Origin of the sequence: Streptomyces sp. GESEQ-4 (genome assembly GCF_017948455.1) — a bacterium.
Taxonomy (GTDB): Bacteria; Actinomycetota; Actinomycetes; order Streptomycetales; family Streptomycetaceae; genus Streptomyces.
The window spans coordinates 257,704-283,879 of record NZ_JAFFSU010000004.1 but is presented as its reverse complement, the minus strand read 5'-3'; the positions used below and the strand labels follow the sequence as shown (position 1 = coordinate 283,879).

General features: G+C 66.3%; 24 protein-coding genes and 1 tRNA gene. All 25 read right to left on the bottom strand.

What is annotated here, in order from left to right; all coding sequences use genetic code 11:
* Positions 1-3 precede the first annotated feature (3 nt).
* Positions 4-837, bottom strand: a complete 834-nt coding sequence (gene rpsC, locus KCH48_RS11460; RefSeq protein WP_210572717.1) for a 30S ribosomal protein S3 — start codon at positions 835-837, stop codon at positions 4-6.
* Positions 837-1,184 (bottom strand): 50S ribosomal protein L22, encoded by a 348-nt coding sequence (gene rplV, locus KCH48_RS11455; protein ID WP_155058649.1) that lies wholly within the window; start codon positions 1,182-1,184, stop codon positions 837-839. Before rplV ends, rpsC begins: the two co-directional genes overlap by 1 nt.
* A gap of 42 nt (positions 1,185-1,226) precedes the next feature.
* Positions 1,227-1,508, bottom strand: coding sequence for a 30S ribosomal protein S19 (rpsS, locus tag KCH48_RS11450; protein ID WP_007384069.1), 282 nt, complete (start codon positions 1,506-1,508; stop codon positions 1,227-1,229).
* 12 nt (positions 1,509-1,520) lie between these two features.
* Positions 1,521-2,357 carry a 50S ribosomal protein L2 gene (gene rplB, locus KCH48_RS11445; protein ID WP_059192905.1) on the bottom strand — a complete coding sequence of 279 codons (837 nt, stop codon included), beginning with the start codon at positions 2,355-2,357 and terminating at the stop codon, positions 1,521-1,523.
* A 38-nt stretch (positions 2,358-2,395) separates the two neighbouring features.
* The gene (gene rplW, locus KCH48_RS11440) at positions 2,396-2,815 is read right to left on the bottom strand and encodes a 50S ribosomal protein L23 (protein ID WP_210572716.1); all 420 of its coding nucleotides are present in this window, start codon (positions 2,813-2,815) and stop codon (positions 2,396-2,398) included.
* Positions 2,815-3,471 (bottom strand): 50S ribosomal protein L4, encoded by a 657-nt coding sequence (gene rplD / locus KCH48_RS11435; protein WP_210572714.1) that lies wholly within the window; start codon positions 3,469-3,471, stop codon positions 2,815-2,817. Before rplD ends, rplW begins: the two co-directional genes overlap by 1 nt.
* 8 nt (positions 3,472-3,479) lie before the next feature.
* Entirely contained in the window at positions 3,480-4,124 is a 645-nt protein-coding gene (gene rplC, locus KCH48_RS11430) for a 50S ribosomal protein L3 (RefSeq protein WP_210572712.1), read from the bottom strand.
* Between the two features lie 17 nt (positions 4,125-4,141).
* Entirely contained in the window at positions 4,142-4,450 is a 309-nt protein-coding gene (rpsJ, locus tag KCH48_RS11425) for a 30S ribosomal protein S10 (RefSeq protein ID WP_003948644.1), read from the bottom strand.
* A gap of 437 nt (positions 4,451-4,887) precedes the next feature.
* On the bottom strand, positions 4,888-6,033 hold the full coding sequence (locus tag KCH48_RS11420; RefSeq protein ID WP_374104672.1) for an acyltransferase family protein: 1,146 nt from the start codon (positions 6,031-6,033) through the stop codon (positions 4,888-4,890).
* Between the two features lie 319 nt (positions 6,034-6,352).
* Positions 6,353-7,546, bottom strand: coding sequence for an elongation factor Tu (tuf, locus tag KCH48_RS11415; protein WP_151482642.1), 1,194 nt, complete (start codon positions 7,544-7,546; stop codon positions 6,353-6,355).
* A 155-nt stretch (positions 7,547-7,701) separates the two neighbouring features.
* On the bottom strand, positions 7,702-9,828 hold the full coding sequence (fusA, locus tag KCH48_RS11410) for an elongation factor G (RefSeq protein ID WP_210572707.1): 2,127 nt from the start codon (positions 9,826-9,828) through the stop codon (positions 7,702-7,704).
* Between the two features lie 41 nt (positions 9,829-9,869).
* A complete protein-coding gene (gene rpsG, locus KCH48_RS11405; protein ID WP_003992340.1) occupies positions 9,870-10,340 on the bottom strand; it encodes a 30S ribosomal protein S7 in 471 nt (156 codons plus the stop codon).
* 2 nt (positions 10,341-10,342) lie between these two features.
* Positions 10,343-10,714: a 30S ribosomal protein S12 gene (gene rpsL, locus KCH48_RS11400; protein WP_003948652.1), complete on the bottom strand. Its 372-nt coding sequence runs from the start codon at positions 10,712-10,714 to the stop codon at positions 10,343-10,345.
* 308 nt (positions 10,715-11,022) lie between these two features.
* Positions 11,023-11,625: a DUF1707 and DUF4190 domain-containing protein gene (locus KCH48_RS11395; protein ID WP_374104670.1), complete on the bottom strand. Its 603-nt coding sequence runs from the start codon at positions 11,623-11,625 to the stop codon at positions 11,023-11,025.
* A 159-nt stretch (positions 11,626-11,784) separates the two neighbouring features.
* Positions 11,785-15,684 carry a DNA-directed RNA polymerase subunit beta' gene (locus KCH48_RS11390; protein ID WP_210572705.1) on the bottom strand — a complete coding sequence of 1,300 codons (3,900 nt, stop codon included), beginning with the start codon at positions 15,682-15,684 and terminating at the stop codon, positions 11,785-11,787.
* A gap of 102 nt (positions 15,685-15,786) precedes the next feature.
* Positions 15,787-19,272 (bottom strand): DNA-directed RNA polymerase subunit beta, encoded by a 3,486-nt coding sequence (gene rpoB, locus KCH48_RS11385; RefSeq protein WP_210572703.1) that lies wholly within the window; start codon positions 19,270-19,272, stop codon positions 15,787-15,789.
* 607 nt (positions 19,273-19,879) lie between these two features.
* Positions 19,880-20,266, bottom strand: coding sequence for a 50S ribosomal protein L7/L12 (gene rplL, locus KCH48_RS11380; protein ID WP_210572984.1), 387 nt, complete (start codon positions 20,264-20,266; stop codon positions 19,880-19,882).
* A 122-nt stretch (positions 20,267-20,388) separates the two neighbouring features.
* Positions 20,389-20,919 carry a 50S ribosomal protein L10 gene (gene rplJ, locus KCH48_RS11375; protein WP_210572700.1) on the bottom strand — a complete coding sequence of 177 codons (531 nt, stop codon included), beginning with the start codon at positions 20,917-20,919 and terminating at the stop codon, positions 20,389-20,391.
* Between the two features lie 282 nt (positions 20,920-21,201).
* A complete protein-coding gene (locus tag KCH48_RS11370; protein WP_210572697.1) occupies positions 21,202-22,056 on the bottom strand; it encodes a DUF1396 domain-containing protein in 855 nt (284 codons plus the stop codon).
* A gap of 87 nt (positions 22,057-22,143) precedes the next feature.
* Entirely contained in the window at positions 22,144-22,989 is an 846-nt protein-coding gene (locus tag KCH48_RS11365; protein WP_210572695.1) for a hypothetical protein, read from the bottom strand.
* A 130-nt stretch (positions 22,990-23,119) separates the two neighbouring features.
* Positions 23,120-23,845 (bottom strand): 50S ribosomal protein L1, encoded by a 726-nt coding sequence (rplA, locus tag KCH48_RS11360; protein ID WP_210572693.1) that lies wholly within the window; start codon positions 23,843-23,845, stop codon positions 23,120-23,122.
* 77 nt (positions 23,846-23,922) lie between these two features.
* Positions 23,923-24,357, bottom strand: a complete 435-nt coding sequence (gene rplK, locus KCH48_RS11355) for a 50S ribosomal protein L11 (RefSeq protein WP_155058660.1) — start codon at positions 24,355-24,357, stop codon at positions 23,923-23,925.
* A gap of 167 nt (positions 24,358-24,524) precedes the next feature.
* Entirely contained in the window at positions 24,525-25,370 is an 846-nt protein-coding gene (nusG, locus tag KCH48_RS11350) for a transcription termination/antitermination protein NusG (RefSeq protein ID WP_210572691.1), read from the bottom strand.
* 77 nt (positions 25,371-25,447) lie between these two features.
* On the bottom strand, positions 25,448-25,729 hold the full coding sequence (gene secE / locus KCH48_RS11345; RefSeq protein ID WP_210572689.1) for a preprotein translocase subunit SecE: 282 nt from the start codon (positions 25,727-25,729) through the stop codon (positions 25,448-25,450).
* Between the two features lie 111 nt (positions 25,730-25,840).
* Positions 25,841-25,913, bottom strand: a tRNA-Trp gene (locus KCH48_RS11340).
* Positions 25,914-26,176: the final 263 nt, after the last annotated feature.

The following is a 26,176-nucleotide window of genomic DNA, read 5'->3' as shown; positions in this document are numbered from 1 at the left end:
CGGTCAGGCCTCCGTTCCGGTGCTCTCAGCCGGAGCGGCGGCGGCGGGAGCCTCGGCCTTGGGGGCCTCGGCGCCGGCAGCCTGCTGCGGCTTACGACCGCGCCCGCCACGCTCGCCACCGCGGCCACCACGGGCCGGGCGGTCGGCGCCGCCACCGCGAGCCGGGCGGTTACCCGCACGGGCGGCAGCGTTCTCGGCGCGGACCTCGGCGATGTTCTTGACGTCGCCCTTGTAGATCCAGACCTTCACACCGATACGGCCGAAGGTCGTCTTGGCCTCGAAGAAGCCGTAGTCCACGTTCGCGCGGAGCGTGTGCAGGGGCACACGGCCCTCGCGGTAGAACTCCGAGCGGGACATCTCGGCGCCGCCGAGACGGCCACCGCACTGGATCTTGATGCCCTTGGCGCCGGCCTTCATGGCGGACTGCATGCTCTTACGCATGGCCCGACGGAAGGAGACACGGGAGGACAGCTGCTCGGCGACGGCCTGGGCCACCAGCTGAGCGTCCGTCTCCGGGTTCTTGACCTCGAGGATGTTCAGCTGGACCTGCTTGCCGGTCAGCTTCTCCAGGTCACCGCGGATACGGTCGGCCTCGGCGCCACGGCGGCCGATGACGATGCCCGGACGCGCGGTGTGGATGTCCACGCGGACACGGTCACGGGTGCGCTCGATCTCCACCTTCGAGATACCGGCGCGCTCCATGCCGGACGTCATCATCCGACGGATGGCGACGTCTTCCTTGACGTAGTCCTTGTACAGCTTGTCGGCGTACCAACGCGACTTGAAGTCGGTCGTGACACCGAGGCGGAACCCATGCGGGTTTACCTTCTGGCCCATTACCGGGTTCCTTCCTTGCTGCTGACGACCACGGTGATGTGGCTGGTCCGCTTGCGGATCCGGTAGGCGCGGCCCTGGGCACGCGGACGGAACCGCTTCAGGGTCGGGCCCTCGTCGACGTACGCCTCGGAGATGAAGAGGCTGTCGGCGTCGGTGTGGTCGTAGTTGTGCGCGGCGTTGGCAATGGCGCTGTCGAGCACCTTGCCGACCGGCTCGGAGGCGGCCTGCGGAGCGAATCGCAGGACCGCCTGGGCCTCCGTGGCATCCATGCCACGGATGAGGTCCACCACGCGGCGGGCCTTCATGGGCGTGACGCGGATGTACCGCGCCTGGGCCCTGGCTTCCATGGTTGTCCCTTTCAGGTTTCTTTGTCTGAATGCGATCCGCTACTAGCGGCGCTTCGACTTCCGGTCGTCCTTGACGTGGCCCCGGAAGGTGCGCGTCGGCGAGAACTCGCCGAGCTTGTGGCCGACCATCGACTCGGTGACGAACACCGGGATGTGGGTCTTGCCGTTGTGCACCGCGATCGTGTGGCCGAGCATGGCCGGGACGATCATCGAGCGACGGGACCAGGTCTTGATGACGTTCTTGGAACCGGCTTCGTTCTGGGCGTCCACCTTCTTGATCAGGTGGTCGTCGACGAAGGGCCCCTTCTTGAGACTGCGCGGCATCTAAACCCGCTCCTAGCGCTTCTTGTTCGTCTTGCGGCGGCGGACGATGTACTTGTTCGACGCCTTCTTGGGCGAACGAGTACGTCCTTCCTTCTGACCCCAGGGGCTGACCGGGTGGCGACCACCGGAGGTCTTGCCCTCACCACCACCGTGCGGGTGGTCAACCGGGTTCATCGCCACACCGCGAACGGTCGGGCGGACGCCCAGCCAGCGCTTGCGGCCGGCCTTGCCCCAGTTGATGTTGGACTGCTCGGCGTTGCCGACCTCGCCGACGGTGGCGCGGCAGCGCACGTCGACCAGGCGGATCTCACCGGACGGCATACGGAGGTGGGCCATCTGGCCCTCCTTCGCGAGCAGCTGCACGGAGGCACCGGCGGAACGGGCGAACTTGGCGCCGCCACCCGGACGGAGCTCGATCGCGTGGATCGTGGTACCGACCGGGATGTTGCGGAGCGCCAGGTTGTTGCCCGGCTTGATGTCGGCCCCGGGACCGTTCTCGACGCGGTCACCCTGCTGCAGGTTGCGCGGGGCGAGGATGTAGCGCTTCTCGCCGTCGGCGTAGTGCAGCAGCGCGATGCGCGCGGTGCGGTTGGGGTCGTACTCGATGTGCGCGACCTTCGCCGGCACGCCGTCCTTGTCATGGCGACGGAAGTCGATGACTCGGTAGGCGCGCTTGTGTCCGCCACCCTGGTGGCGAACGGTCACACGACCGGCGTTGTTACGGCCGCCCTTGCTGTGCAGCGGGCGGACCAGCGACTTCTCCGGCGTGGACCGCGTGACCTCGACGAAGTCGGCGACGCTGGAGCCGCGACGGCCCGGCGTAGTCGGCTTGTACTTGCGGATTCCCATTTCTCAGTCCTCGTCCGATATCGGACGATCCGACCCGCTTACGCGGTCGGACCGCCGAAGATGTCGATACGGTCGCCCTCAGCGAGGGTCACGATCGCGCGCTTGGTCGCCGCACGCTGGCCGAAGCCGGTGCGGGTCCGCTTGCGCTTGCCCTGGCGGTTGATCGTGTTGACCCCGGTGACCTTGACCGAGAAGACCGCCTGGACGGCCTGCTTGATCTGGGTCTTGTTGGCACTCGGGTCGACCAGGAACGTGTACTTGTTCTCGTCGATGAGCGCGTAGCTCTTCTCGGACACGACCGGCTTCAGCAGGACGTCACGGGGGTCCGTGTACGCCTTGCTCGCCGGGGTGACGACGGTGTTCTTGCCCTCGGTGGCGTGGCGACGCGCCTTGGCGACGCGCGCGGCCTTGGCCTTCTTGGCGGCCTTGGAGGCAATGGCGGGGTGACGGATGGCCATCAGACCTCGCTCCCTTCGGTGTCATTGGCCTTCGGGCCGGACACGAAGGACTCGAAGGCGGCCTGGGTGAAGACCACGTCGTCCGAGACGAGAACGTCGTACGTGTTCAGCTGGCCCGGCTCCAGGATGTGGACCTGGGGCAGGTTGCGGGCGGACAGCCACGCGGCCTCGTCGGCACGGTCGATCACGAGCAGCAGGTTCTTGCGCTCGCTGATCTTGCCGAAGAGCGTCTTCGCGGCCTTCGTCGACGGGCTCTCGCCCTCGATGACGCCGGAGACGACGTGGATGCGGTTGTTGCGGGCCCGGTCGGTGAGGGCGTGGCGCAGGGCCGCGGCCTTCATCTTCTTCGGGGTCCGCTGCGAGTAGTCACGCGGCTGCGGGCCGTGGACGACGCCACCGCCGGCGAACTGCGGCGCACGCGTCGAACCCTGACGGGCGCGACCGGTGCCCTTCTGGCGGTACGGCTTGCGGCCACCACCACGGACTTCACCGCGGCGCTTGGTCTTGTGAGTGCCCTGGCGGGCAGCTGCCAGCTGCGCGACGACGACCTGGTGAAGCAGCGGAACGCTGATCTTCTCCACGTCGAAGATCTCCGCGGGGAGCTCGACGCTTCCGGCCTTCTCGCCGGCGGGCGAAAGGATGTCAACAGTGCTCATCGGTTACCTCAGGCCCCCTTGGCCGCGGTGCGGACCAGGACGAGGCCGCCGTTCGGACCGGGAACCGCGCCCTTGATGAGCAGCAGACCCTTCTCCGCGTCAACGGCGTGGACGGTCAGGTTCTGGGTGGTGACGCGCTCGTTGCCCATACGACCCGCCATGCGGAGGCCCTTGAACACACGGCCCGGGGTGGCGCAGCCACCGATGGAACCGGGAGAGCGGTGCTTGCGCTGGGTGCCGTGTCCGGCGCCGAGGCCCTTGAAGTTGTGACGCTTCATGACACCGGCGAAGCCCTTGCCCTTGCTCTTGCCGGTCACGTCGACCTTGATCCCGGCCTCGAACACCTCGGCGGTGATCTCCTGGCCGAGGGTGTACTCGCTGGCGTCAGCGGTACGGATCTCGACGAGGTGGCGACGGGGGGTGACGTCGGCCTTGGCGAAGTGGCCCTTGAGGGGCTTGTTCACCTTGCGCGGGTCGATCTCGCCGAAGGCGATCTGGACCGACTCGTAGCCGTCACTGTCATTCGTACGGACCTGGGTCACGACGTTCGGGCCGGCCTTGACGACGGTGACCGGAACAACACGGTTGTTCTCGTCCCACACCTGCGTCATGCCGAGCTTCTCGCCCAGGATGCCCTTGATCTGCTTGGTCATTCTCAGCTCACCGACCCTCAGAGCTTGATCTCGATGTCGACACCGGCCGGGAGGTCGAGTCGCATCAGAGAGTCAACGGTCTTGGGGGTGGGGTCGAGGATGTCGATCAGGCGCTTGTGGGTACGCATCTCGAAGTGCTCGCGCGAGTCCTTGTACTTGTGCGGCGACTTGATGACGCAGTACACGTTCTTCTCAGTGGGCAGCGGCACCGGGCCCGCGACCGACGCACCAGTACGCGTCACCGTCTCGACGATCTTCTTCGCCGAGGAATCGATGACCTCGTGGTCGTAGGCCTTGAGCCGGATGCGGATCTTCTGTCCCGCCATGGCTACTAGTAGTCCTGTCTCTCGTTTAACGCTCTGGAACCCGGTGTTCCGAACACTCCACCTCCGACCCACGCGGTCGGGCGTGTCGCACTCTCACTGACACAGATGTCCCATCTCTGGGACTTCCCTGCTGGAAAGCACGGCCGGGGGTGCAGCGTCTGATTTGCTTACGCGTGGCCCACCAGGTGCCTGGCCAGTGCCGCACTGACACTTCCCGAAAGATTCCCGTACGTCCGCCCCAGCGCTGCCGTGAGGCAGTTAGGGCGACGAGTACTGTGGGACTCGCTTCCGGTCCTCCCGGCGGGAGGCGCGCAGCATCAACACTCGACCGAGCAACTCGGACAGTCTGCCATATGGGGCAGGTCGCTGGCCAATCGAGCCGGAGACAATACCCCGAGCGTGACGCAGGTCAAACACAGGGCGGCAGATCCGAAGCCTCAGGCCGCGCGCTGGAAGCCCCGCAGCCGTACGAAGGACGAGTCCAGCCCCTTCTTCAGTGCCCGTGCCGCCGGACGTTCCACGAGCCGGTGCACGAGCCAGCTGAGCACCATGAAGCCGGCGATGAGGGAGGCGACCAGCAGGCGCGGGTCCATCGTGTCGTGCAGGCGGCTGATGAGGACCGTACCGGCGACGTAGTGCAGGAGGTAGAGCGGATAGGTCAGGCAGCCCGCCGTCACCAGCCACTTCCACTGGATGCGGTCGGTGTAGCCGAGGGCGATGGCGACCATGAACAGCATGAAGGCGGTGAAGATGACCACCGCGCCGCGCCAGCTGCTGACGCCCTCGTGCGCGACCCGCTCCCCCAGCTCCAACTGGCCCATGAGCCAGGCCATCGCGAGGATGCCCCACAGGAGCAGGTCCTGGCCGAATCGGTGCATGAGGTAGAGGGCGAGGCCGGCGATGAAGTACCAGGCGGCGCTCGGGTCGGCGACGAGGACCATGAGCGGGAACTTGGAGATCGGGGCGAGCATCGCGGCCGCGCCCCAGACACAGCAGAAGATGATGACCCTGCGGTAGGTCAGGCCCATGGCGACGACGATGAGGAACAGCAGGTAGAACCGCAGCTCCGACCAGAGGGTCCAGTACACGCCGTCGACGTGCGGCACGCCCGAACCCGCTTGCAGCATCGTCAGGTTGAAGAGCACCTTCCGCATCGACAGCCGCTCCCACACCCCGGGCATGAGCACCAGCACGGCGGTCGTGAAGAAGACCGCGAACCAGTAGGCCGGGTAGAGGCGGATCACCCGCGACACGAAGAAGTCCTTGGGCGTACGGCCCCAGCAGGACATGCAGATCACGAAGCCGCTGATCACAAAGAAGATCTCGACGCCGATCCAGCCGAAGGACGAGACGCGGAACACCGTCGGCATGATCTCCGAGACCGGGCGGTCCCAGATCACGTTGCCCGGCCGGTCGACCCGGCTCGTGCCGACGAAGTGGTGCAGGACCACCATCAGGGCGGCGAGGAGGCGGATGCCGTCGAGGACGTAGAGCCTGGGGCGCTGCCGGGCGACGCGGACGGGCCGGTCCGGGCTCGGCGCGGGGGTCAGTTGTGGTGGACGCTCGGCCACCACGGCCGGCATCGGTACCGACAAGCGGCTGCGCACACCCTGCATCAAAGACCTTGCCATCCTCGGTAGTTGCTCCGGACCCGACGGCCACGGACGACCGTTCACGCTACGGCTGTACGTTCCGCCCCACCGGGACAGAAAAGAACATTCCTCGCGCGGGCGTTTCGAAATTGCCGGAACTCTCGCCAATCCGCCGCACGACGTTCGACCAGATTTCACCTGGCCTCAGCACAACCATCGGAATCGTTCGAACAGAGCGCATCGAGGGCACAGCGAAAGGGCCCGCACGACCGAAGTCGTACGGGCCCCTTCAGGGATCTACCGGGTCAGGTCACTTGTTGATCTTGGTGACCTGGCCGGCGCCCACGGTCCGGCCACCCTCACGGATGGCGAACTTCAGGCCCTCCTCCATGGCGACGGGCTGGATGAGCTCCACCTTCATCTCGGTGTTGTCACCCGGCATGACCATCTCGGTGCCCTCGGGGAGGGTCACCACGCCGGTCACGTCCGTCGTACGGAAGTAGAACTGCGGGCGGTAGTTGTTGAAGAACGGCGTGTGGCGGCCACCCTCGTCCTTGGACAGGATGTAGGCCTGCGCCTCGAACTCGGTGTGCGGGGTGACCGAGCCCGGCTTGATGATGACCTGGCCGCGCTCGACGTCCTCGCGCTTGATGCCACGAAGCAGCAGACCGACGTTCTCACCGGCCTGGCCCTCGTCGAGCAGCTTGCGGAACATCTCGATGCCGGTGACCGTGGTGGTGGTCTTCTCCTGCTTGATGCCCACGATGTCAACGGTCTCGTTGACCTTGAGGACACCGCGCTCGATACGGCCGGTGACGACCGTACCGCGACCGGTGATCGTGAAGACGTCCTCGATCGGCATCAGGAACGGCTTGTCGACGTCACGCTCGGGCTGCGGGATCGACTCGTCGACGGCCTTCATCAGGTCGAGGACGGACTGACCCCACTCCTTGTCGCCCTCAAGGGCCTTGAGCGCCGAGACCTTGACGACCGGCAGGTCGTCGCCCGGGAACTCGTACTCGGAGAGCAGCTCACGAACCTCGAGCTCGACGAGCTCCAGGATCTCCTCGTCGTCCACCATGTCGGCCTTGTTCAGCGCGACGACGATGTACGGAACGCCGACCTGGCGGGCCAGGAGCACGTGCTCCTTGGTCTGCGGCATCGGGCCGTCGGTGGCGGCGACCACGAGGATGGCGCCGTCCATCTGGGCAGCACCGGTGATCATGTTCTTGATGTAGTCCGCGTGACCGGGGCAGTCGACGTGGGCGTAGTGACGCGTCTCCGTCTGGTACTCGACGTGCGCGATGGAGATGGTGATACCGCGCTGGCGCTCCTCAGGAGCCTTGTCGATCTGGTCGAAGGCCGAGGCCTCGTTCAGGTCCGGGTACGCGTCGTGCAGCACCTTGGTAATGGCGGCCGTGAGGGTCGTCTTACCGTGGTCGATGTGACCGATGGTGCCGATGTTGACGTGCGGCTTAGTCCGCTCGAACTTCGCCTTCGCCACTGGGGTCCTCCTGTGGAGTGGTTCTGAACGCCTTGCTTCATCGGCGCCAGGTGATCTTTGCTGGAAAGCCCGGGCCCGGGGCATTCCCACCATGATTGTGGCGGAATGCCCCCTGAGGCTCCGGAGTCAAGCCTAAAGCGTGTGAACGGAGTGCGTTACTCGCCCTTGGCCTTCGCGATGATCTCCTCGGCGACGTTCCGCGGAACCTCGGCGTAGGAGTCGAACTGCATCGAGTAGCTTGCGCGACCCGATGTCTTGCTGCGGAGGTCTCCGACGTAGCCGAACATCTCCGAGAGGGGCACGAGACCCTTCACGACGCGGGCACCGGCCCGCTCCTCCATGGCCTGGATCTGACCACGGCGGGAGTTGATGTCACCGATGACCTCACCCATGTAGTCCTCGGGCGTGGTGACCTCGACGGCCATCATCGGCTCGAGCAGCACGGGGCTGGCCTTGCGCGCGGCCTCCTTGAAGGCCTGCGAACCGGCGATCTTGAACGCGAGCTCGGAGGAGTCGACCTCGTGGTAGGCACCGTCGAGGAGCGTGACGCGCACGCCCGTCATCTCGTACCCGGCGAGGATGCCGAACTGCATGGCCTCCTGCGCACCGGCGTCGACCGAAGGGATGTACTCCTTCGGGATACGACCACCGGTCACCTTGTTCACGAACTCGTAAGAGGCGTCGCCACCCTCGATGGGCTCGATCGCGATCTGCACCTTGGCGAACTGACCGGTACCACCGGTCTGCTTCTTGTGGGTGTAGTCCACGCGCTCGACGGCCTTGCGGATCGTCTCACGGTACGCGACCTGCGGCTTACCGACGTTGGCCTCGACCTTGAACTCACGGCGCATACGGTCGACCAGCACCTCGAGGTGCAGCTCGCCCATACCGCCGATGATGGTCTGGCCGGTCTCCTCGTCCGAGTGGACCTGGAAGGACGGGTCCTCCTCGGCCAGGCGCTGGATCGCGACGCCCAGCTTCTCCTGGTCGCCCTTCGACTTGGGCTCGATGGCGACCTGGATGACCGGCGCCGGGAAGTCCATGGACTCCAGGATCACCGGGTTCTTGTCGTCGGCCAGCGTCTCACCGGTGGTGGTCTGCTTCAGGCCCATGACGGCGACGATGTCACCGGCGCCCACCGACTCGATCTCCTCACGCTTGTTCGCGTGCATGCGGTAGATCTTGCCGATGCGCTCCTTCCTGCCCTTGACGGAGTTCAGCACGGCGGTGCCGGACTCCAGGCGGCCCGAGTAGACCCGGACGAAGGTGAGCTTGCCGAGGTGCGGGTCGCTCATGATCTTGAACGCCAGCGCCGACAGCGGCTCGTCGTCCGACGGCTTGCGCCGGATGACCAGCTCCGGGTCCTTGACGTCGTGGCCTTCGATGGCCTCGACGTCGAGCGGCGAGGGGAGGTAGCGCACGACCGCGTCGAGCAGGGGCTGAACGCCCTTGTTCTTGAACGCGGTACCGCAGAACACCGGGGTGACCGTGGTGTCGCTGGACTTGCCGGACGCGATGGTGATGCGACGGATCGCGGCGTACAACTGCTCCGCGGAAGGCTCCTCGCCCTCCAGGTACAGCTCCATGATCTCTTCGTCGTTCTCGGCCACGGCCTCCAGCAGCTTGCCGCGGTACTCCTCGGCAGCCTCGGTGTGCGTGTCCGGGATGTCGACGACGTCGTACATCTCGCCCTTGGTGGCCTCGGCGGACCACACGAACGCCTTCATGGTGACCAGGTCGACGACGCCCTTGAAGTCGGCCTCGGCACCGATCGGGAGCTGCATGACGATCGGCTGCGCGCCCAGACGGTCCGAGATCATGTCCACGCAGCGGTGGAACTCGGCGCCCGTGCGGTCGAGCTTGTTCACGAAGCAGATGCGCGGAACGCCGTAGCGGTCCGCCTGACGCCACACCGTCTCGGACTGGGGCTCAACGCCGGCGACGCCGTCGAACACCGTCACCGCACCGTCGAGCACACGCAGCGAACGCTCCACCTCGACGGTGAAGTCCACGTGGCCCGGGGTGTCGATGATGTTGATGGTGTGGTCGACGTCTTCCAGCGGCCAGTGACAGGTGGTGGCAGCAGAGGTGATCGTGATGCCACGCTCCTGCTCCTGCTCCATCCAGTCCATCGTGGCGGCGCCGTCGTGGACCTCACCGATCTTGTACGAAACGCCGGTGTAGAACAGGATCCGCTCGGTGGTGGTCGTCTTGCCCGCGTCGATGTGGGCCATGATGCCGATATTGCGCACCTTGGCCAGGTCAAGCGAAGTGGTAGCCATAAGGCTTTCGTCTTCTCTCGGTTCTCTCGATGGGGTAGCGACTACCAGCGGTAGTGCGCGAAGGCCTTGTTGGACTCGGCCATCTTGTGCGTGTCCTCGCGCTTCTTGACGGCCGCACCAAGGCCGTTCGAAGCGTCGAGAAGCTCGTTGAGCAGACGCTCGGTCATGGTCTTCTCGCGACGGGCGCGGGAGTAACCGACCAGCCAGCGCAGCGCCAGGGTGTTGGCACGACCGGGCTTGACCTCGATCGGAACCTGGTAGGTGGCGCCACCGACACGGCGGGACTTGACCTCGAGGGTCGGCTTGATGTTCTCCAGCGCGCGCTTCAGCGTGATGATCGGGTCGTTGCCCGTCTTCTCACGCAGACCCTCCATGGCGCCGTACACGATGCGCTCGGCGGTGGAGCGCTTGCCGTTCAGCAGCACCTTGTTGATGAGGGAGGTGACCAGAGGAGAACCGTAGACCGGGTCGATGATGACCGGGCGCTTCGGGGCGGGGCCCTTACGAGGCATTCTTACTTCTCCTTCTTGGCGCCGTAGCGGCTGCGGGCCTGCTTGCGGTTCTTGACACCCTGGGTGTCGAGGGAGCCACGGATGATCTTGTAGCGAACACCCGGCAGGTCCTTCACACGGCCGCCACGCACGAGCACGATGGAGTGCTCCTGCAGGTTGTGTCCCTCACCCGGAATGTAAGCGGTGACTTCGATCCCGCTGGTCAGACGCACACGCGCGACCTTACGCAGGGCCGAGTTCGGCTTCTTCGGGGTGGTCGTGAACACACGCGTGCAGACGCCGCGGCGCTGAGGGGAACCCTCGAGTGCGGGCGTCTTGTTCTTCTCGACCTTGTCCTGCCGGCCCTTGCGGACCAGCTGCTGGATCGTAGGCACTACTTCTCCGGTTTCTGTGTGCCGAATGGTGAAGCTAACCTGGAACGTCGCCGACCCACGCGGTCGGGTGTGTCGAACCCGCAGACTCCCGCCGTTAGGCAGAAAGAGGCGCAGATTACGGTGGCCACTCTCGGACCCCAGTGCGGTTGAAGGCACGCACGAGAGCCAGGGCACACCCCAGGCACAAGGTCTGAGCGTACCTACCTCATTCGCTGCGGTCAAAACAAATGGGCCTCGGCCGGATCGCGGCACGGAGCATGTCAAGCCCCTGTGCGGCTGATGATCTTCGAATCGACGATCCGGGCGCGTCACGCGGACGCGGCCGCTGCCACGATCATCGCGGTCAGTATGATCGCCCATCCCACCGTGGACAGCCAGCCGATCACCAGCCCCGTGAGCGCGAGCGCGTCGCCCGCCTCCCCGGTCCGGCGGATCTCGGCACGGGCCGCGTGGCCCAGGACCACCGCGGGGACGCCGGCCAGCCCGAACGTCAGCAGACACACCGCACCGCACACCGCGGAACCGACCGCCTTGCCGTTCGTCTGCGGCCGGGCCGGCAGAAAGGTCCCCGGCACGTGCATGACGGGCGCAGGGTGCGGTACGGGCCCCTGCGGCAGGTCGGCGACCAGCAGCGCCAGCTCACCCACCGTACGGGCCGCGTAGGCCCGCCCGACCCGCTTCTCGAACTCCCCCTGTTCCAGCCGCCCCTCGCCGAACCCCGCTCTGAGCACGTCCACGGCACGCTCACGGTCGGCGTGCGAGGCGAGCATGGACGGGGACGGGCTGCCCTGGCCGGCCCATGGCTGCGGGACACCGCCCCCCTGCCACCGCTGCGGGGCAGGACTCCCGCTTCCCTGCCACGGCTGCGGCGTGCCGTTGCCCTGCCACGGCTGCCACGACGGGTGCGTCACGGAGCACCACCCCCCGTATCGGTCGGAGTGCCTCCATCATGCTCTGAAACCGGCATCTCCGGCACCAGGGACGCCCCGGAGAAAACCCGGAGAGTCCCCTGAGACGCCGAAGGGCGGCCACCCCCGAGAGGTGGCCGCCCTTCAGTTCAAGCGACTCGCTTACTGGTTGTACGGACCGTAGTCGTAGTCCTCCAGCGGAACGGCCTGGCCGGAGCCCGTGCCGAACGGCGAGTAGTCGATGTCGTCGTAGCCGACGGCCGAGTACATCGCGGCCTTGGCTTCCTCGGTCGGCTCGACCCGGATGTTGCGGTAGCGGGACAGGCCCGTACCGGCCGGGATGAGCTTACCGATGATGACGTTCTCCTTGAGGCCGATGAGGCTGTCGGACTTGGCGTTGATCGCCGCGTCCGTCAGGACTCGGGTCGTCTCCTGGAAGGAGGCGGCCGACAGCCAGGATTCCGTCGCCAGCGAGGCCTTGGTGATACCCATCAGCTGCGGACGACCGGAGGCCGGGTGACCGCCCTCCTGGACCACACGACGGTTCTCGGTCTCGAACTTCGTGCGCTCGACCAGCTCGCCGGGCAGCAGCTCGGCGTCGCCGGACTCGATGATCGTCACCCGGCGGAGCATCTGCCGGATGATGATCTCGATGTGCTTGTCGTGGATCGACACACCCTGCGAGTTGTAGACCTTCTGGACCTCGCCGACCAGGTGGACCTGGACGGCACGCTGGCCCAGAATGCGCAGCACGTCGTGCGGGTTGGTGGCACCCACGGTGAGCTTCTGGCCCACCTCGACGTGCTCGCCCTCGCTGACCAGGAGCCGGGCACGCTTCGAGATCGGGAACGCCGTCTCGTCGCTGCCGTCGTCCGGGGTGATGACGATCTTCTTGGTCTTCTCGGTCTCCTCGATCCGCACGCGGCCCTGGGCCTCGGAGATCGGGGCGACACCCTTCGGGGTACGGGCCTCGAAGAGCTCGACGACACGCGGCAGACCCTGGGTGATGTCGTCACCGGCCACACCACCGGTGTGGAAGGTACGCATCGTCAGCTGGGTGCCGGGCTCACCGATGGACTGGGCGGCGATGATGCCGACCGCCTCACCGATGTCGACCAGCTTGCCGGTGGCCAGCGAGCGGCCGTAGCACATGGCGCAGGTGCCGACCTGGGACTCGCAGGTCAGGATCGAACGGGTCTTCACCTGCTCGATGCCGTGGTGCACCAGCTGGTCGATGAGCACGTCGCCGAGGTCCACGTTGGCCGGCGCGATCACCTTGCCGTCGACGACGACGTCCTCGGCGAGCATGCGGGCGTAGACGCTGGTCTCGACGTCATCGGTCTTGCGGAGCGAGCCATCGGCGCCGCGCTCGGCGATCTTCAGCTTCAGACCGCGCTCGGTACCGCAGTCCTCCTCGCGGATGATCACGTCCTGCGAGACGTCCACCAGACGACGGGTCAGGTAACCCGAGTCGGCGGTACGCAGGGCGGTGTCGGCGAGACCCTTACGGGCACCGTGCGTGGAGATGAAGTACTCCAGCACCGACAGACCCTCACGGAACGAGGCCTTGATCGGACGCGGAATCGTCTCGTTCTTGGCGTTCGACACCAGACCACGCATACCGGCGATCTGACGCATCTGCATCATGTTGCCTCGTGCACCCGAGTTCACCATCATGAAGATCGGGTTGGTCTTCGGGAAGTTCTCGTTCATGGCCTCGGCAACCTCGTTGGTCGCCTTGGTCCAGATCGCGATGAGTTCCTGGGTGCGCTCGTCCTTGGTGATCAGACCGCGCTCGTACTGCTTCTGGACCTTCTCGTCCTGCGCCTCGTAACCCTTGACGATCTCCTTCTTCGCCTCGGGAACGACGACGTCGGAGATGGCCACGGTGACGCCGGAACGGGTCGCCCAGTAGAAGCCGGCCGCCTTCAGGTTGTCGAGCGTCGCCGCCACGATGACCTTGGGGTAGCGCTCGGCGAGGTCGTTGACGATCTCGGAGAGCTGCTTCTTGCCGACCTCGTAGTCGACGAACGGGTAGTCCTCGGGCAGCAGCTCGTTGAAGAGCGCGCGGCCCAGCGTGGTGTTCAGCCGGAAGCTGTCACCCTGCTGCCACTCCGGGTCGCCGTCTTCCTGCGCCGGCGGGGTCCAGCCGCGCGGCGGGATGGTGCCCACCGGGAAGCGGATGTCCACGCGCGACTGCAGCGAGAGCTCGCCGGCGTCGAACGCCATGATCGCCTCGGCCGCGGAGCCGAAGGACCGGCCCTCGCCCTTGACGTCCCGCATCTCGCCGTCGGTGGTGAGGAAGAACAGACCGAGGACCATGTCCTGGGTCGGCATCGTCACCGGACGGCCGTCGGCGGGCTTGAGGATGTTGTTCGAGGACAGCATCAGGATGCGCGCCTCGGCCTGCGCCTCCGCGGAGAGCGGCAGGTGTACGGCCATCTGGTCGCCGTCGAAGTCCGCGTTGAACGCGGTGCAGACGAGCGGGTGGATCTGGATGGCCTTGCCCTCGACCAGCTGCGGTTCGAAGGCCTGGATGCCGAGGCGGTGCAGGGTGGGAGCACGGTTCAGCAGAACCGGGTGCTCGGCGATGACCTCTTCGAGGACGTCGTACACGACCGTGCGGCCGCGCTCCACCATGCGCTTGGCGCTCTTGATGTTCTGCGCGTGGTTGAGGTCCACGAGCCGCTTCATCACGAACGGCTTGAAGAGCTCCAGCGCCATCGCCTTCGGCAGACCGCACTGGTGCAGCTTCAGCTGCGGACCGACGACGATCACGGAACGCGCGGAGTAGTCCACACGCTTACCGAGCAGGTTCTGACGGAAGCGGCCCTGCTTGCCCTTCAGCATGTCGCTGAGGGACTTCAGGGGACGGTTACCGGGACCGGTGACCGGGCGACCACGACGACCGTTGTCGAAGAGGGCGTCAACAGCCTCCTGAAGCATGCGCTTCTCGTTGTTGACGATGATCTCGGGCGCGCCGAGGTCGAGGAGCCTCTTCAGACGGTTGTTGCGGTTGATCACACGGCGGTACAGGTCGTTCAGGTCGGAGGTCGCGAAGCGGCCACCGTCCAGCTGCACCATCGGGCGAAGGTCCGGCGGGATGACCGGGACGCAGTCGAGGACCATGCCCTTGGGGCTGTTGGAGGTCTGCAGGAAGGCAGACACGACCTTCAGCCGCTTCAGCGCACGGGTCTTCTTCTGGCCCTTGCCGGTACGGATGATCTCGCGGAGGCGCTCGGCCTCCTCGTCGAGGTCGAAGGACTCCAGGCGCTTCTGCAGCGCCGCGGCACCCATCGAACCGTCGAAGTACGTGCCGAAGCGGTCACGCAGCTCGCGGTAGAGCAGCTCGTCGCCCTCGAGGTCCTGGACCTTGAGGTTCTTGAAGCGGGTCCACACCTCGTCGAGCCGGTCGATCTCGCGCTGCGCACGGTCACGCAGCTGCTTCATCTCCCGCTCGGCACCTTCGCGCACCTTGCGGCGCACGTCGGCCTTGGCGCCCTCGGCCTCGAGCTCGGCCAGGTCGGTCTCGAGCTTCTTGGCGCGGGCCTCCAGGTCGGAGTCGCGACGGTTCTCGATCTGCTGCCGCTCCACGGAGACGTGCGCCTCCAGGGAGGGCAGGTCGCGGGTACGGCGCTCCTCGTCGACGTACGTGATCATGTACGCCGCGAAGTAGATGACCTTCTCGAGGTCCTTGGGCGCCAGGTCCAGCAGGTAGCCGAGGCGCGACGGGACACCCTTGAAGTACCAGATGTGCGTGACGGGGGCGGCCAGTTCGATGTGGCCCATCCGCTCACGGCGCACCTTGGCGCGAGTCACCTCGACGCCGCAGCGCTCACAGATGATGCCCTTGAACCGGACACGCTTGTACTTGCCGCAGTAGCACTCCCAGTCCCGGGTCGGACCGAAGATCTTCTCGCAGAAGAGTCCGTCCTTTTCGGGCTTGAGGGTGCGGTAGTTGATCGTCTCGGGCTTCTTGACCTCGCCGTGGCTCCACTGACGGATGTCGTCAGCGGTGGCCAGGCCGATCCGGAGCTCGTCGAAGAAGTTGACGTCGAGCACTATGCGTCAATCCCTCTCAGGGTCGTAAGTCTTGGGGTCTGATACGGGGTCCCGGGGTCGGCGGGCCTTTGCTGATCTCTCAGAAAGGCCCGCCGGACTCCGTCAGACCTCTTCGACGCTGCTCGGCTCACGCCGGGACAGGTCGATGCCGAGCTCCTCCGCAGCGCGGAAGACATCCTCGTCTGTGTCACGCATCTCGATGGACATACCGTCGCTGGACAGCACCTCCACATTCAGGCAGAGAGACTGCATCTCCTTGATGAGCACCTTGAAGGACTCGGGGATGCCGGGCTCCGGGATGTTCTCGCCCTTGACGATGGCCTCGTAGACCTTCACGCGGCCGGTGACGTCGTCGGACTTGATGGTCAGCAGCTCCTGGAGGGCGTACGCGGCGCCATAAGCCTCCAGCGCCCACACCTCCATCTCGCCGAACCGCTGGCCACCGAACTGGGCCTTACCACCCAGCGGCTGCTGGGTGATCATCGAGTACGGACCGGTCGAACGGGCGTGCAGCTTGTCGTCGACCAGGTGGTGCAGCTTCAAGATGTACATGTAGCCGACCGAGATCGGCTCCGGGAACGGCTCACCGCTACGGCCGTCGAACAGCCGCGCCTTGCCGGACGGGAGGACCATGCGGTCGCCGTCGCGGTTCGGGATGGTGTGCTGCAGCAGACCGGCGAGCTCGTCCTCGCGCGCACCGTCGAAGACGGGGGTCGCGACGTTCGTGCCCGCGTCGACCTGGTCGGCGCCGATCGCCTGGAGGCGCTGCGCCCAGTCGTCGGCGAGGCCGGAGACGTCCCAGCCGCGGCTGGCGAGCCAGCCGAGGTGGATCTCCAGGACCTGTCCCGGGTTCATTCGGGACGGGACACCCAGCGGGTTGAGGATGATGTCGACCGGGGTGCCGTCCTCCAGGAACGGCATGTCCTCGATCGGCAGGATCTTGGAGATGACGCCCTTGTTGCCGTGGCGGCCGGCGAGCTTGTCACCGTCGGTGATCTTGCGCTTCTGCGCCACGTACACGCGCACCAGCTGGTTCACACCGGGGGGAAGCTCGTCGCCCTCCTCGCGGTCGAAGACGCGGACGCCGATGACCTTGCCGATCTCACCGTGCGGCACCTTCAGCGAGGTGTCGCGCACTTCGCGCGCCTTCTCACCGAAGATCGCACGGAGCAGGCGCTCCTCCGGCGTCAGCTCGGTCTCACCCTTGGGCGTGACCTTGCCGACGAGGATGTCACCGGCGACGACCTCGGCACCGATACGGATGATGCCGCGCTCGTCGAGGTCGGCGAGGACCTCCTCGGAGACGTTCGGGATGTCCCGGGTGATCTCCTCGGGGCCGAGCTTGGTGTCACGGGCGTCGACCTCGTGCTCCTCGATGTGGATCGAGGAGAGGACGTCGTCCTGTACGAGGCGCTGCGACAGGATGATCGCGTCCTCGTAGTTGTGGCCCTCCCAGGGCATGAAGGCGACGAGCAGGTTCTTGCCCAGCGCCATCTCGCCTTCCTGGGTGGCCGGACCGTCGGCGAGGACCTGGCCCTCGATGATCCGGTCGCCCTCGTGGACGATGACCTTCTGGTTGACCGAGGTGCCCTGGTTGGAGCGGGCGAACTTGGCCAGGCGGTACGTGATGTACGTGCCGTCGTCGTTGGCGGTGGTGATGTAGTCCGCGGAGACCTCCTGGACGACACCCGCCTTCTCGGCCTTGACCACGTCACCGGCGTCGACGGCGGAGCGGTACTCCATGCCGGTGCCGACGAGCGGGGCCTCGGACTTGATGAGCGGCACGGCCTGCCGCATCATGTTCGCGCCCATGAGGGCACGGTTGGCGTCGTCGTGCTCCAGGAACGGGATCATGGCGGTCGCGACCGACACCATCTGGCGCGGCGAGACGTCCATGTAGTCGACGTCGTCACCGGGGACGTAGTCGACCTCGCCGCCACGGCGGCGGACCAGCACGCGGGACTCCTCGAACCGGAAGTCCTCGGAGAGCGGCGCGTTGGCCTGCGCGATGACGAAGCGGTCCTCCTCGTCGGCGGTCAGGTAGTCGACGTCGTCGGTGACGACACCGTCGACGACCTTGCGGTACGGCGTCTCGATGAAGCCGAACGCGTTGACCCGGCCGTAGGAGGCGAGCGAGCCGATCAGACCGATGTTCGGGCCTTCAGGCGTCTCGATCGGGCACATACGACCGTAGTGCGACGGGTGGACGTCACGGACCTCGAAGCCGGCCCGCTCACGGGAGAGACCACCCGGGCCGAGGGCGTTCAGACGACGCTTGTGCGTCAGCCCCGACAGCGGGTTGTTCTGGTCCATGAACTGGGACAGCTGGCTGGTGCCGAAGAACTCCTTGATGGAGGCGACGACCGGCCGGATGTTGATCAGGGTCTGCGGCGTGATCGCCTCGACGTCCTGCGTGGTCATGCGCTCACGCACGACGCGCTCCATACGGGCGAGACCCGTACGGACCTGGTTCTGGATCAGCTCGCCGACGCTGCGGATACGACGGTTGCCGAAGTGGTCGATGTCGTCGGTCTCGACCATGATCGAGCGACCGGACTCACCGACCGTCTCGGTCTCACCGGCGTGCAGCTTCACCAGGTACTTGATGGTGGCGATGATGTCGTCGGTGGTGAGCACACCGGCGTCCAGCGGCTCGTCGGCGCCGAGCTTCTTGTTCACCTTGTAGCGGCCGACCTTGGCGAGGTCGTAACGCTTCGGGTTGAAGTAGAGGTTCTCGAGCAGCGTCTGCGCGGCCTCCCGGGTGGGGGGCTCGCCCGGACGCAGCTTGCGGTAGATGTCGAGCAGCGCGTCGTCCTGGCCCTGGGTGTGGTCCTTCTCCAGGGTGGCGCGCATGGACTCGTACTCGCCGAACTCCTCGAGGATCTGCTCGGTGGTCCAGCCGAGAGCCTTCAGAAGAACGGTGACGGACTGCTTGCGCTTGCGGTCGATGCGGACACCGACCATGTCGCGCTTGTCGATCTCCATTTCCAGCCAGGCACCCCGGGACGGGATGATCTTGGCGGAGAAGATGTCCTTGTCGGACGTCTTGTCGATGGAGGAGTCGAAGTAGACGCCGGGCGAGCGGACCAGCTGCGACACCACGACACGCTCGGTGCCGTTGATGACGAAGGTGCCCTTGCCGGTCATGAGCGGGAAGTCGCCCATGAAGACGGTCTGGGACTTGATCTCGCCGGTCTCGTTGTTGGTGAACTCGGCGGTGACGAAGAGCGGGGCGGCGTACGTGAAGTCGCGCTCCTTGCACTCGTCGATGGAGTTCTTCGGAGGCTCGAAACGGTGGTCGCGGAAAGTCAGCGACATCGACCCGGAAAAGTCCTCGATCGGAGAGATCTCCTCGAAGATCTCCTCCAGACCGGACTTGGTGGGGACGTCCTGACCGGACTCCAGAGCCGCCTCGACCCGACTCTGCCAGGCGGTGTTGCCGAGCAGCCAGTCGAAGCTCTCGGTCTGCAGCGCGAGCAGGTTGGGAACCTCGAGGGGCTCCTTGATCTTTGCAAAGGAGATGCGCAGCGGGGCGGTGCTGGCGCCGTTGTTCGTATTCGCGGTCGAGGCAGTGCGCGAGGCGGCCAAGAGGGGGTCCTTCCGAGGGCTCGGACTCACTACGCGCGTACCGGTCCCCCTCTTGCGCACAGAGACAGCACTCCCTGATTTAGCCAAAAGGCCAGGTCAGGGACGTTCTGATCGTCGGTGCTCAAGGGAGGGCATGCCCCTGGTGACGGGCAGGGGACAGCTAACAGGCAGCGCAAAGGGTCAGTGTAGCCACAAGGCCCACTGATGTCCAGTTCGGGTTTTTGAAGACCCTCGTTGTTCTCAACCCCTGCTGCAAGCCACGCCCTCAATGCACTTCGATGCTTCCCTCTTCGCCGTCGATCCATGCCTCGGATCCGGATCGTTGTGACGACGCGTCCTGAGAATTGCGCGCTGCGTGCGGTTCGTCAAGGCCCCCCTTGCCCAAACCGGGTGCTGCCATCGTCACTTGCGGCCGGCTTCGGAGGTGCCCGGAGACACGACGAAGATCACCCTACTCCGCGCATCCGCCCGTGCAAGGCCGCCACCACCAGGCACCGGGAACGCCGAAGAGCGACCACCCGGATGGATGATCGCTCTTCGGTGCGCTCGCGTTACAGCCCTACGGCTGTATCAGCTCGCAACGGATCCTCGAGGACCCATTGAGGTGTTACTTGACCTCGACGGAGGCGCCGGCGGCCTTGAGGGACTCGGCAGCCTTCTCGGCGGCCTCCTTGGCGACCTTCTCGACGACGGGCTTCGGGGCGCCGTCCACGAGGTCCTTGGCCTCCTTGAGGCCCAGGGAGGTCAGCTCACGCACGACCTTGATGACCTGGATCTTCTTCTCGCCGGCACCCGTGAGGATGACGTCGAACTCGTCCTGCTCGGCCTCGGCCTCGGCCGGGGCGCCGCCGGCAGCGGCGGGGCCGGCGACGGCGACCGCAGCGGCGGCGGTGACGTCGAACTTCTCCTCGAACGCCTTCACGAACTCGGAGAGCTGGATGAGGGTCATGCCCTCGAACTCGGCGAGCAGTTCGTCCTGGGTGAGAGCCACGATGGCTTTCCTTCCACTAATTCGGCTGGTGCCGTGTGTACATGTCTGGCGGGCGTACGTTCGGCCCGCTACGACCGTTGCCTCAAGGCGCAAAGCCTCAGGCGGCGGTCATTTCGCGAGCCGAATTACTCGGCACCGCCCTGCTCGTCCTGCTTGGCGCGAAGCGCGTCCACGGTGCGGACGAGCTTCGACGGAAGCGCCTGGAAGACCTGAGCAGCCTGCGTCTGCTTGCCCTTCATGGCGCCCGCCAGCTTGGCGAGCAGAACCTCGCGGGACTCGAGGTCCGCAAGCTTCTTGATCTCGTCGGCGGACAGCGCCTTACCGTCAAGGACACCGCCCTTGATGACGAGGTTCGGGTTGTCCTTGGCGAAGTCACGAAGACCCTTCGCCGACACCACCGGGTCACCGGTGACGAAGGCGACCGCCGTCGGACCGTTGAACAGGTCGTCGAGCGTCGTGATCCCGGCCTCGTTGGCCGCAATCTTGGTCAGCGTGTTCTTCACCACGGCGTACTGGGCGTTCTCACCGAGCGAACGGCGCAGCGTCTTGAGCTGCGCCACGGTGAGACCCCGGTACTCGGTCAGCACGGCGGCGTTCGAGCTGCGGAACTGCTCCGTCAGCTCGGCTACCGCGGCAGCCTTGTCGGGCCTTGCCATAGAGCGTCGGCCTCCTTCCGGGTGTTGAGGACCGCTCGGAAGGGGCTGGGGTAAACGAAACGCCCCGGCGCAGGCGCACGGGGCGTAGCTCAACCGGAATTCCCATGAGACATGGGCACTCCAGGAGCACATCCACATTCACCTGCGCGGGTCGTCCGCCATTCAGCGGATCCTTCGGCCACCGCACCCTCTCGCGAGCGCACAGCAACGACCAGCGGTCTTTGGCTTCTGTAGGAGCGTACGCGACCGGATCGCCGTCAGGCAAATCCGGTCGTACGGTGCTCAGGCCTGCCCGAGTTCCTTCATCATGTCGCCGAAGTCCATGGTGTCCTTGGCGGGCGGGGCCTGGACGGTGACCGGCTCGTTGAGGTCGGAGAAGGTGACGGTCATGTCGAGCGTGCCCTTGTCGGCGTCGCCGCGCATGCGGAACTGCTTGGTGTGGTCCTCACCGTCGACCCACATGTCCATGGTGAGCTTGTCGACGCCCATGTCCTCGTACTGTTCGAGGCTCTTCTCGCGCCGTTCGCGAGTCTTCTTGTCCTCGTCCTTCAGGCTGTCCCGCATGTCGTCGAGGGTGAGCGTGCCCTTGTAGTGCGTGGTCTTCACCCCGTCGACCGTCTCGGTGCCGACCTCGGTGACGTCGTCGGCGCCGGTGAGGAAGGCGGATTCGGCGGCCGGGTTCCGCTCGGCCTGGGCGAGACCGGCCGTCTCGGCGCCCAGCCGGTGCTCGCCGCCACCCGACTTGGGGGCGTCGATCTTCATCCAGCTCTTGCCGTCCATCTGCCCGGCCATCGCCTCACCGCCGATGTACAGCGACTTGCCGACGATGCGCATCTCGACGGCGCCCTTGACCTCGGGGTCGTCGGGCATCCGTATCTTCATGCTCATCGCCGTCGGCTCCATGCGCATCACGGCCTCGGCCTCGACCCGGCCGTCGCTCGGTACCTCGCCGCGCATCCGATAGCTCAGGGAAGTGATCTTCTCCGTCTTCTCGGCGGCCTTGGCCACGGCGGCCACCGGCGTCATCTCCGGCGACTGCTCGGTGCCACAGCCGACGGCACCCCCCGCGAGCAGCAGCGCGGCAAGTCCGGCGCCCGTCGCCCGGCCTCGCACGGAACGGCGTACAGCAGTCTTCATCGATTCCCCCCAAGGAACACACGGCTGATTCACAGCCTCGCGAGCCTATCCCAGCGGGCTTGAGGGGGCCGCTGAATTCCCTGAGGTTCAGGAGGCGCTGCCGCCTTGTTTCTTCAGTAGTTCCTTGAAGTCCTCGGTGTCGGAGGCCGGCGGCTCGGCGGCGGTGACCCGCACGCCGTAGTCGCTGTAGTACGCGGTCTGCGTGAGGTGGCCGGCCGCCAGCCGGCCCTGCTCGATCTTCTTGATCAGCAGGTCCTGGTCGTCGACCCAGATGTCGACGGTCTGGGTGGTGACGCCGGCCTGCCGCAGCAGTTCCTTCAGCTCGGCGTCGGCGAGGTCGCCCACGGAGACCGTGCCGGAGTAGTGCGTGGTGTGCTTGCCGCGCACCTGCTCCTCGCCGATCTTGTGTACGTCCCCGGAAGCGAGCAGAAGCTTCACCGACTGGTTCGGGGTGGCGCTGCGCATCTGGTCCGCGAAGTTCGCGGCCGCGCCGCCGCCGAGGTCGTCCAGATCGTCGTAGGCGTAGCGGATCCAGTGCTTGCCGCCGGTCTGCTCGGCGAACGTGTCGCCCATCCGGGCGTAGTAGGCGTCGGGGAGGTAGCGGGCCTCCATCGATGTGACGCCGAGGTCGCGCATGGTCTCGGCCGTGGTGCCGCCGGTGTAGGTGATGGTGAGGGTGCCGGTGAGGCCGTCGCCCCAGCCGAGGGCGCCGTCGGCTTCGAGGGACAGTTCACCGCCCATGACGGTGGTGGACTCCACCTTGGCCGAGTCGGCGCCGTCGGTGGAGCGTTCCACGGTGCGCAGGGCGGCGAGGAGGGCGCGGGGCGGCCTGCGCTCCCGGTCGTCCTCGTCGGGGCCGTCGGAGGAGGTGCAGCCGGTCGCTGCCGTCAGCGCGATCGTGAGAGCCAGGCAGTGTGCCGTAGTCCTCTGCATGCGTTCCACCCCCGTGCGTTGCCCTGGTCGCACGCTAACCCAGCGGAGCGCGAAAAGGGGACGGGCCCCGCACCTCGGAAGGTGTGGGGCCCGTCGCCGGACGTCAGCGAGCCTGTGGGGCTCGGCCCGGTCAGACAGCTGCCGGGTCCTCCTCGACGAGGAGGTTGCGGGTGCGGTTCGGGTCGACCGGGATGCCGGGGCCCATCGTGGTGGTGATGGCGGCCTTCTTGATGTAGCGACCCTTGGCGGCGGACGGCTTCAGACGGAGGATCTCCTCCAGCGCGGCGCCGTAGTTCTCCACCAGCTTGGTGTCGTCGAAGGACGACTTGCCGATGATGAAGTGCAGGTTCGAGTGCTTGTCGACGCGGAACTCGATCTTGCCGCCCTTGATCTCGGTCACGGCCTTGGCCACGTCCGGGGTCACGGTGCCGGTCTTCGGGTTCGGCATCAGACCACGCGGGCCGAGGACCCGGCCGAGGCGGCCGACCTTGCCCATGAGGTCCGGGGTGGCGACGACGGCGTCGAAGTCCAGACGGCCCTTCGTCACCTCGTCGATGAGCTCGTCGGAGCCGACGATGTCGGCGCCCGCGGCACGCGCGGCCTCGGCACGGTCGCCGGTCGCGAAGACCAGGACCCGGGCGGTCTTGCCGGTGCCGTGCGGAAGGTTCACGGTGCCACGGACCATCTGGTCGGCCTTGCGCGGGTCGACACCCAGACGGAAGGCGACCTCGACGGTGCCGTCGAACTTGGTCGTGGAGGTCTCCTTGGCGAGACGGACGGCCTCGAGCGGGGCGTAGAGCTTCTCCCGGTCGATCTTGGCGTCCGCAGCGCGGAGAGACTTGCTGCGCTTGCTCACTACTGCTCCTGGGGATTCTTAGGAGTCGTGGTCCGGGCCGAGCAGGCCCCGCCACTTCTGCTGCTGGAGGTTGGGGTTCAGCCCTCGACCGTGATGCCCATGGAACGGGCGGTGCCGGCGATGATCTTCGCGGCGGCGTCGATGTCGTTGGCGTTGAGGTCGGGCATCTTCGTGGTGGCGATCTCGCGGACCTGCGCCTCGGTGATCTTGGCGACCTTGGTCTTGTGCGGCTCGCCGGAGCCCTTCTCCACGCCCGCGGCCTTGAGGATCATCTTGGCGGCCGGCGGCGTCTTGGTCACGAAGGTGAAGGAGCGGTCCTCGTAGACCGTGATCTCCACCGGGATGACCCAGCCACGCTGCGACTCGGTCGCGGCGTTGTAGGCCTTGCAGAACTCCATGATGTTGACGCCGTGCTGACCCAGCGCGGGGCCGACCGGCGGCGCCGGGTTGGCCGCACCGGCCTGGATCTGGAGCTTGATGAGCCCCGTGACCTTCTTCTTCTTGGGAGGCATTGCTCTCTCCGGGTCCTAGTGAGAGGTGATCGCCTGCCACCCGATCATCCGGATGGAGGCATACCGCACAACGATAACGGGTATCCCTGCGCGGCCAAAAACCGAGCAGGTCAGACCGGCTTCAGCAGCCCGTCTGACCTGTTCGGAAGGCGTACGTCCAGAAGGTGCTAGTTCTTCTGGATCTGGTCGAAGGACAGCTCGACCGGCGTCTCCCGGCCGAAGATCTCCACGAGGCCCTTGACCTTCTTCGAGTCAGCGTTGATCTCGTTGATGGTGGCCTGCAGCGTGGCGAACGGGCCGTCGGTGACGGTGACCGAGTCGCCGACCTCGAAGTCCAGCACCTGGACCTCGACCTTGCGCTGCGGAGCGGGCTTGCCCTCGGCCTCGGCGGCCTCGCGGGCGGCCTTCTCCTCGGCCTCGGGGGCGAGCATCTTGACGATCTCGTCCAGGGTCAGCGGGTACGGGTCGTAGGCGTTGCCCACGAAGCCGGTGACGCCGGGGGTGTTGCGGACGACGCCCCAGGACTCGTTCGTCAGGTCCATACGGACGAGGACGTAGCCCGGGAGCTTGTTCTGCTTGATCGTCTTGCGGTCGCCGTTCTTGATCTGGACGACCTCTTCCTGCGGCACCTCGGCCGCGAAGATGTAGTCCTCGACGTTCAGCGAGACGGCGCGCTGCTCCAGGTTGGTCTTCACGCGGTTCTCGTAGCCGGCGTAGGTGTGGATGACGTACCACTCACCGGGAAGCGTGCGCAGTTCCTCGCGCAGGGCGGCGACGGGGTCGACCGGCTCGGCCGGCTCCTCTTCCTCGGTGGCCTCAGCCTCGTCCTCAGCCGCCTCGGCCTCGGCCGGCTCGTCCTCGACGTGTACGGCGGTTTCCTCGGCGGGCTCACCCTCGGCGGCGTCGGCAGCCTCGACCTCGTCCAGGTCGTCGTCGGCACCCTCGACGATCTCGAGCTCGTCTTCCACGGACTCGACCGGCTCGATGGCGTCGTTCACGTTCGGGTCAGACACGGTGGCTGCTTCTTCCTGGATACATGGGGTGGAACGCGCGAATAGGGGCGCCGGGTACGGCGCCCTTCGCTTTCGGCTCAGCCGAAGACGTACTTGGCGGCCTTGTCGAGTCCGAAGTCAATCAGAGTCACCAGGCCGATCATGATGACGACGAAGATGATCACGACTGTCGTGTACGTCGTCAGCTGGTTGCGCGAGGGCCAGACGACCTTGCGAAGTTCCGCGACGATCTGGCGGTAGAAGAGCGCGAGCCGCTTCAGCGGGCCCTTCTTTGCGCGCTTGCCGCCCTTGCGGCCCTGCTTCTTCGGCGTCTCGTCCTGGGCATCAGGCGTGTCGATGGAGCCCACGGCGTCCGTCATTCGTCCTCACCTGATTCCGGGTCGTGGCCGTGCCGCGCCCGGTCTGAGCCGCACGGCGCAATGCTGCTTGTACGTACATGCGCGCACACATCCTGGCGAAGGTGTGTGTAGCAGGGCCGGAGGGACTTGAACCCCCAACCGCTGGTTTTGGAGACCAGTGCTCTACCAATTGAGCTACGACCCTTTGGTTCTCCCCAAACGTACCGCATCCGCCCGGATGCTCGGTGTGCACCGGATGAGCGCGGCCTGTATGAGGCCAACGAGGTGAGAGTGTACGTGTTCTGCGGCCGGGCGTCGAACAGAAAGTGCCCGTAGGGGCTTTGTCGGTGACGGTGTGGCCGAAGATCACCCTGGCCGCGGGCCGGTTCCGGACGCTTGTTCAGCGATCGGCCCGGTGTTGTTCAGTCCGTGAAACCCGCGTGCCGGGCAGGTTTCCGGTCTGAAACG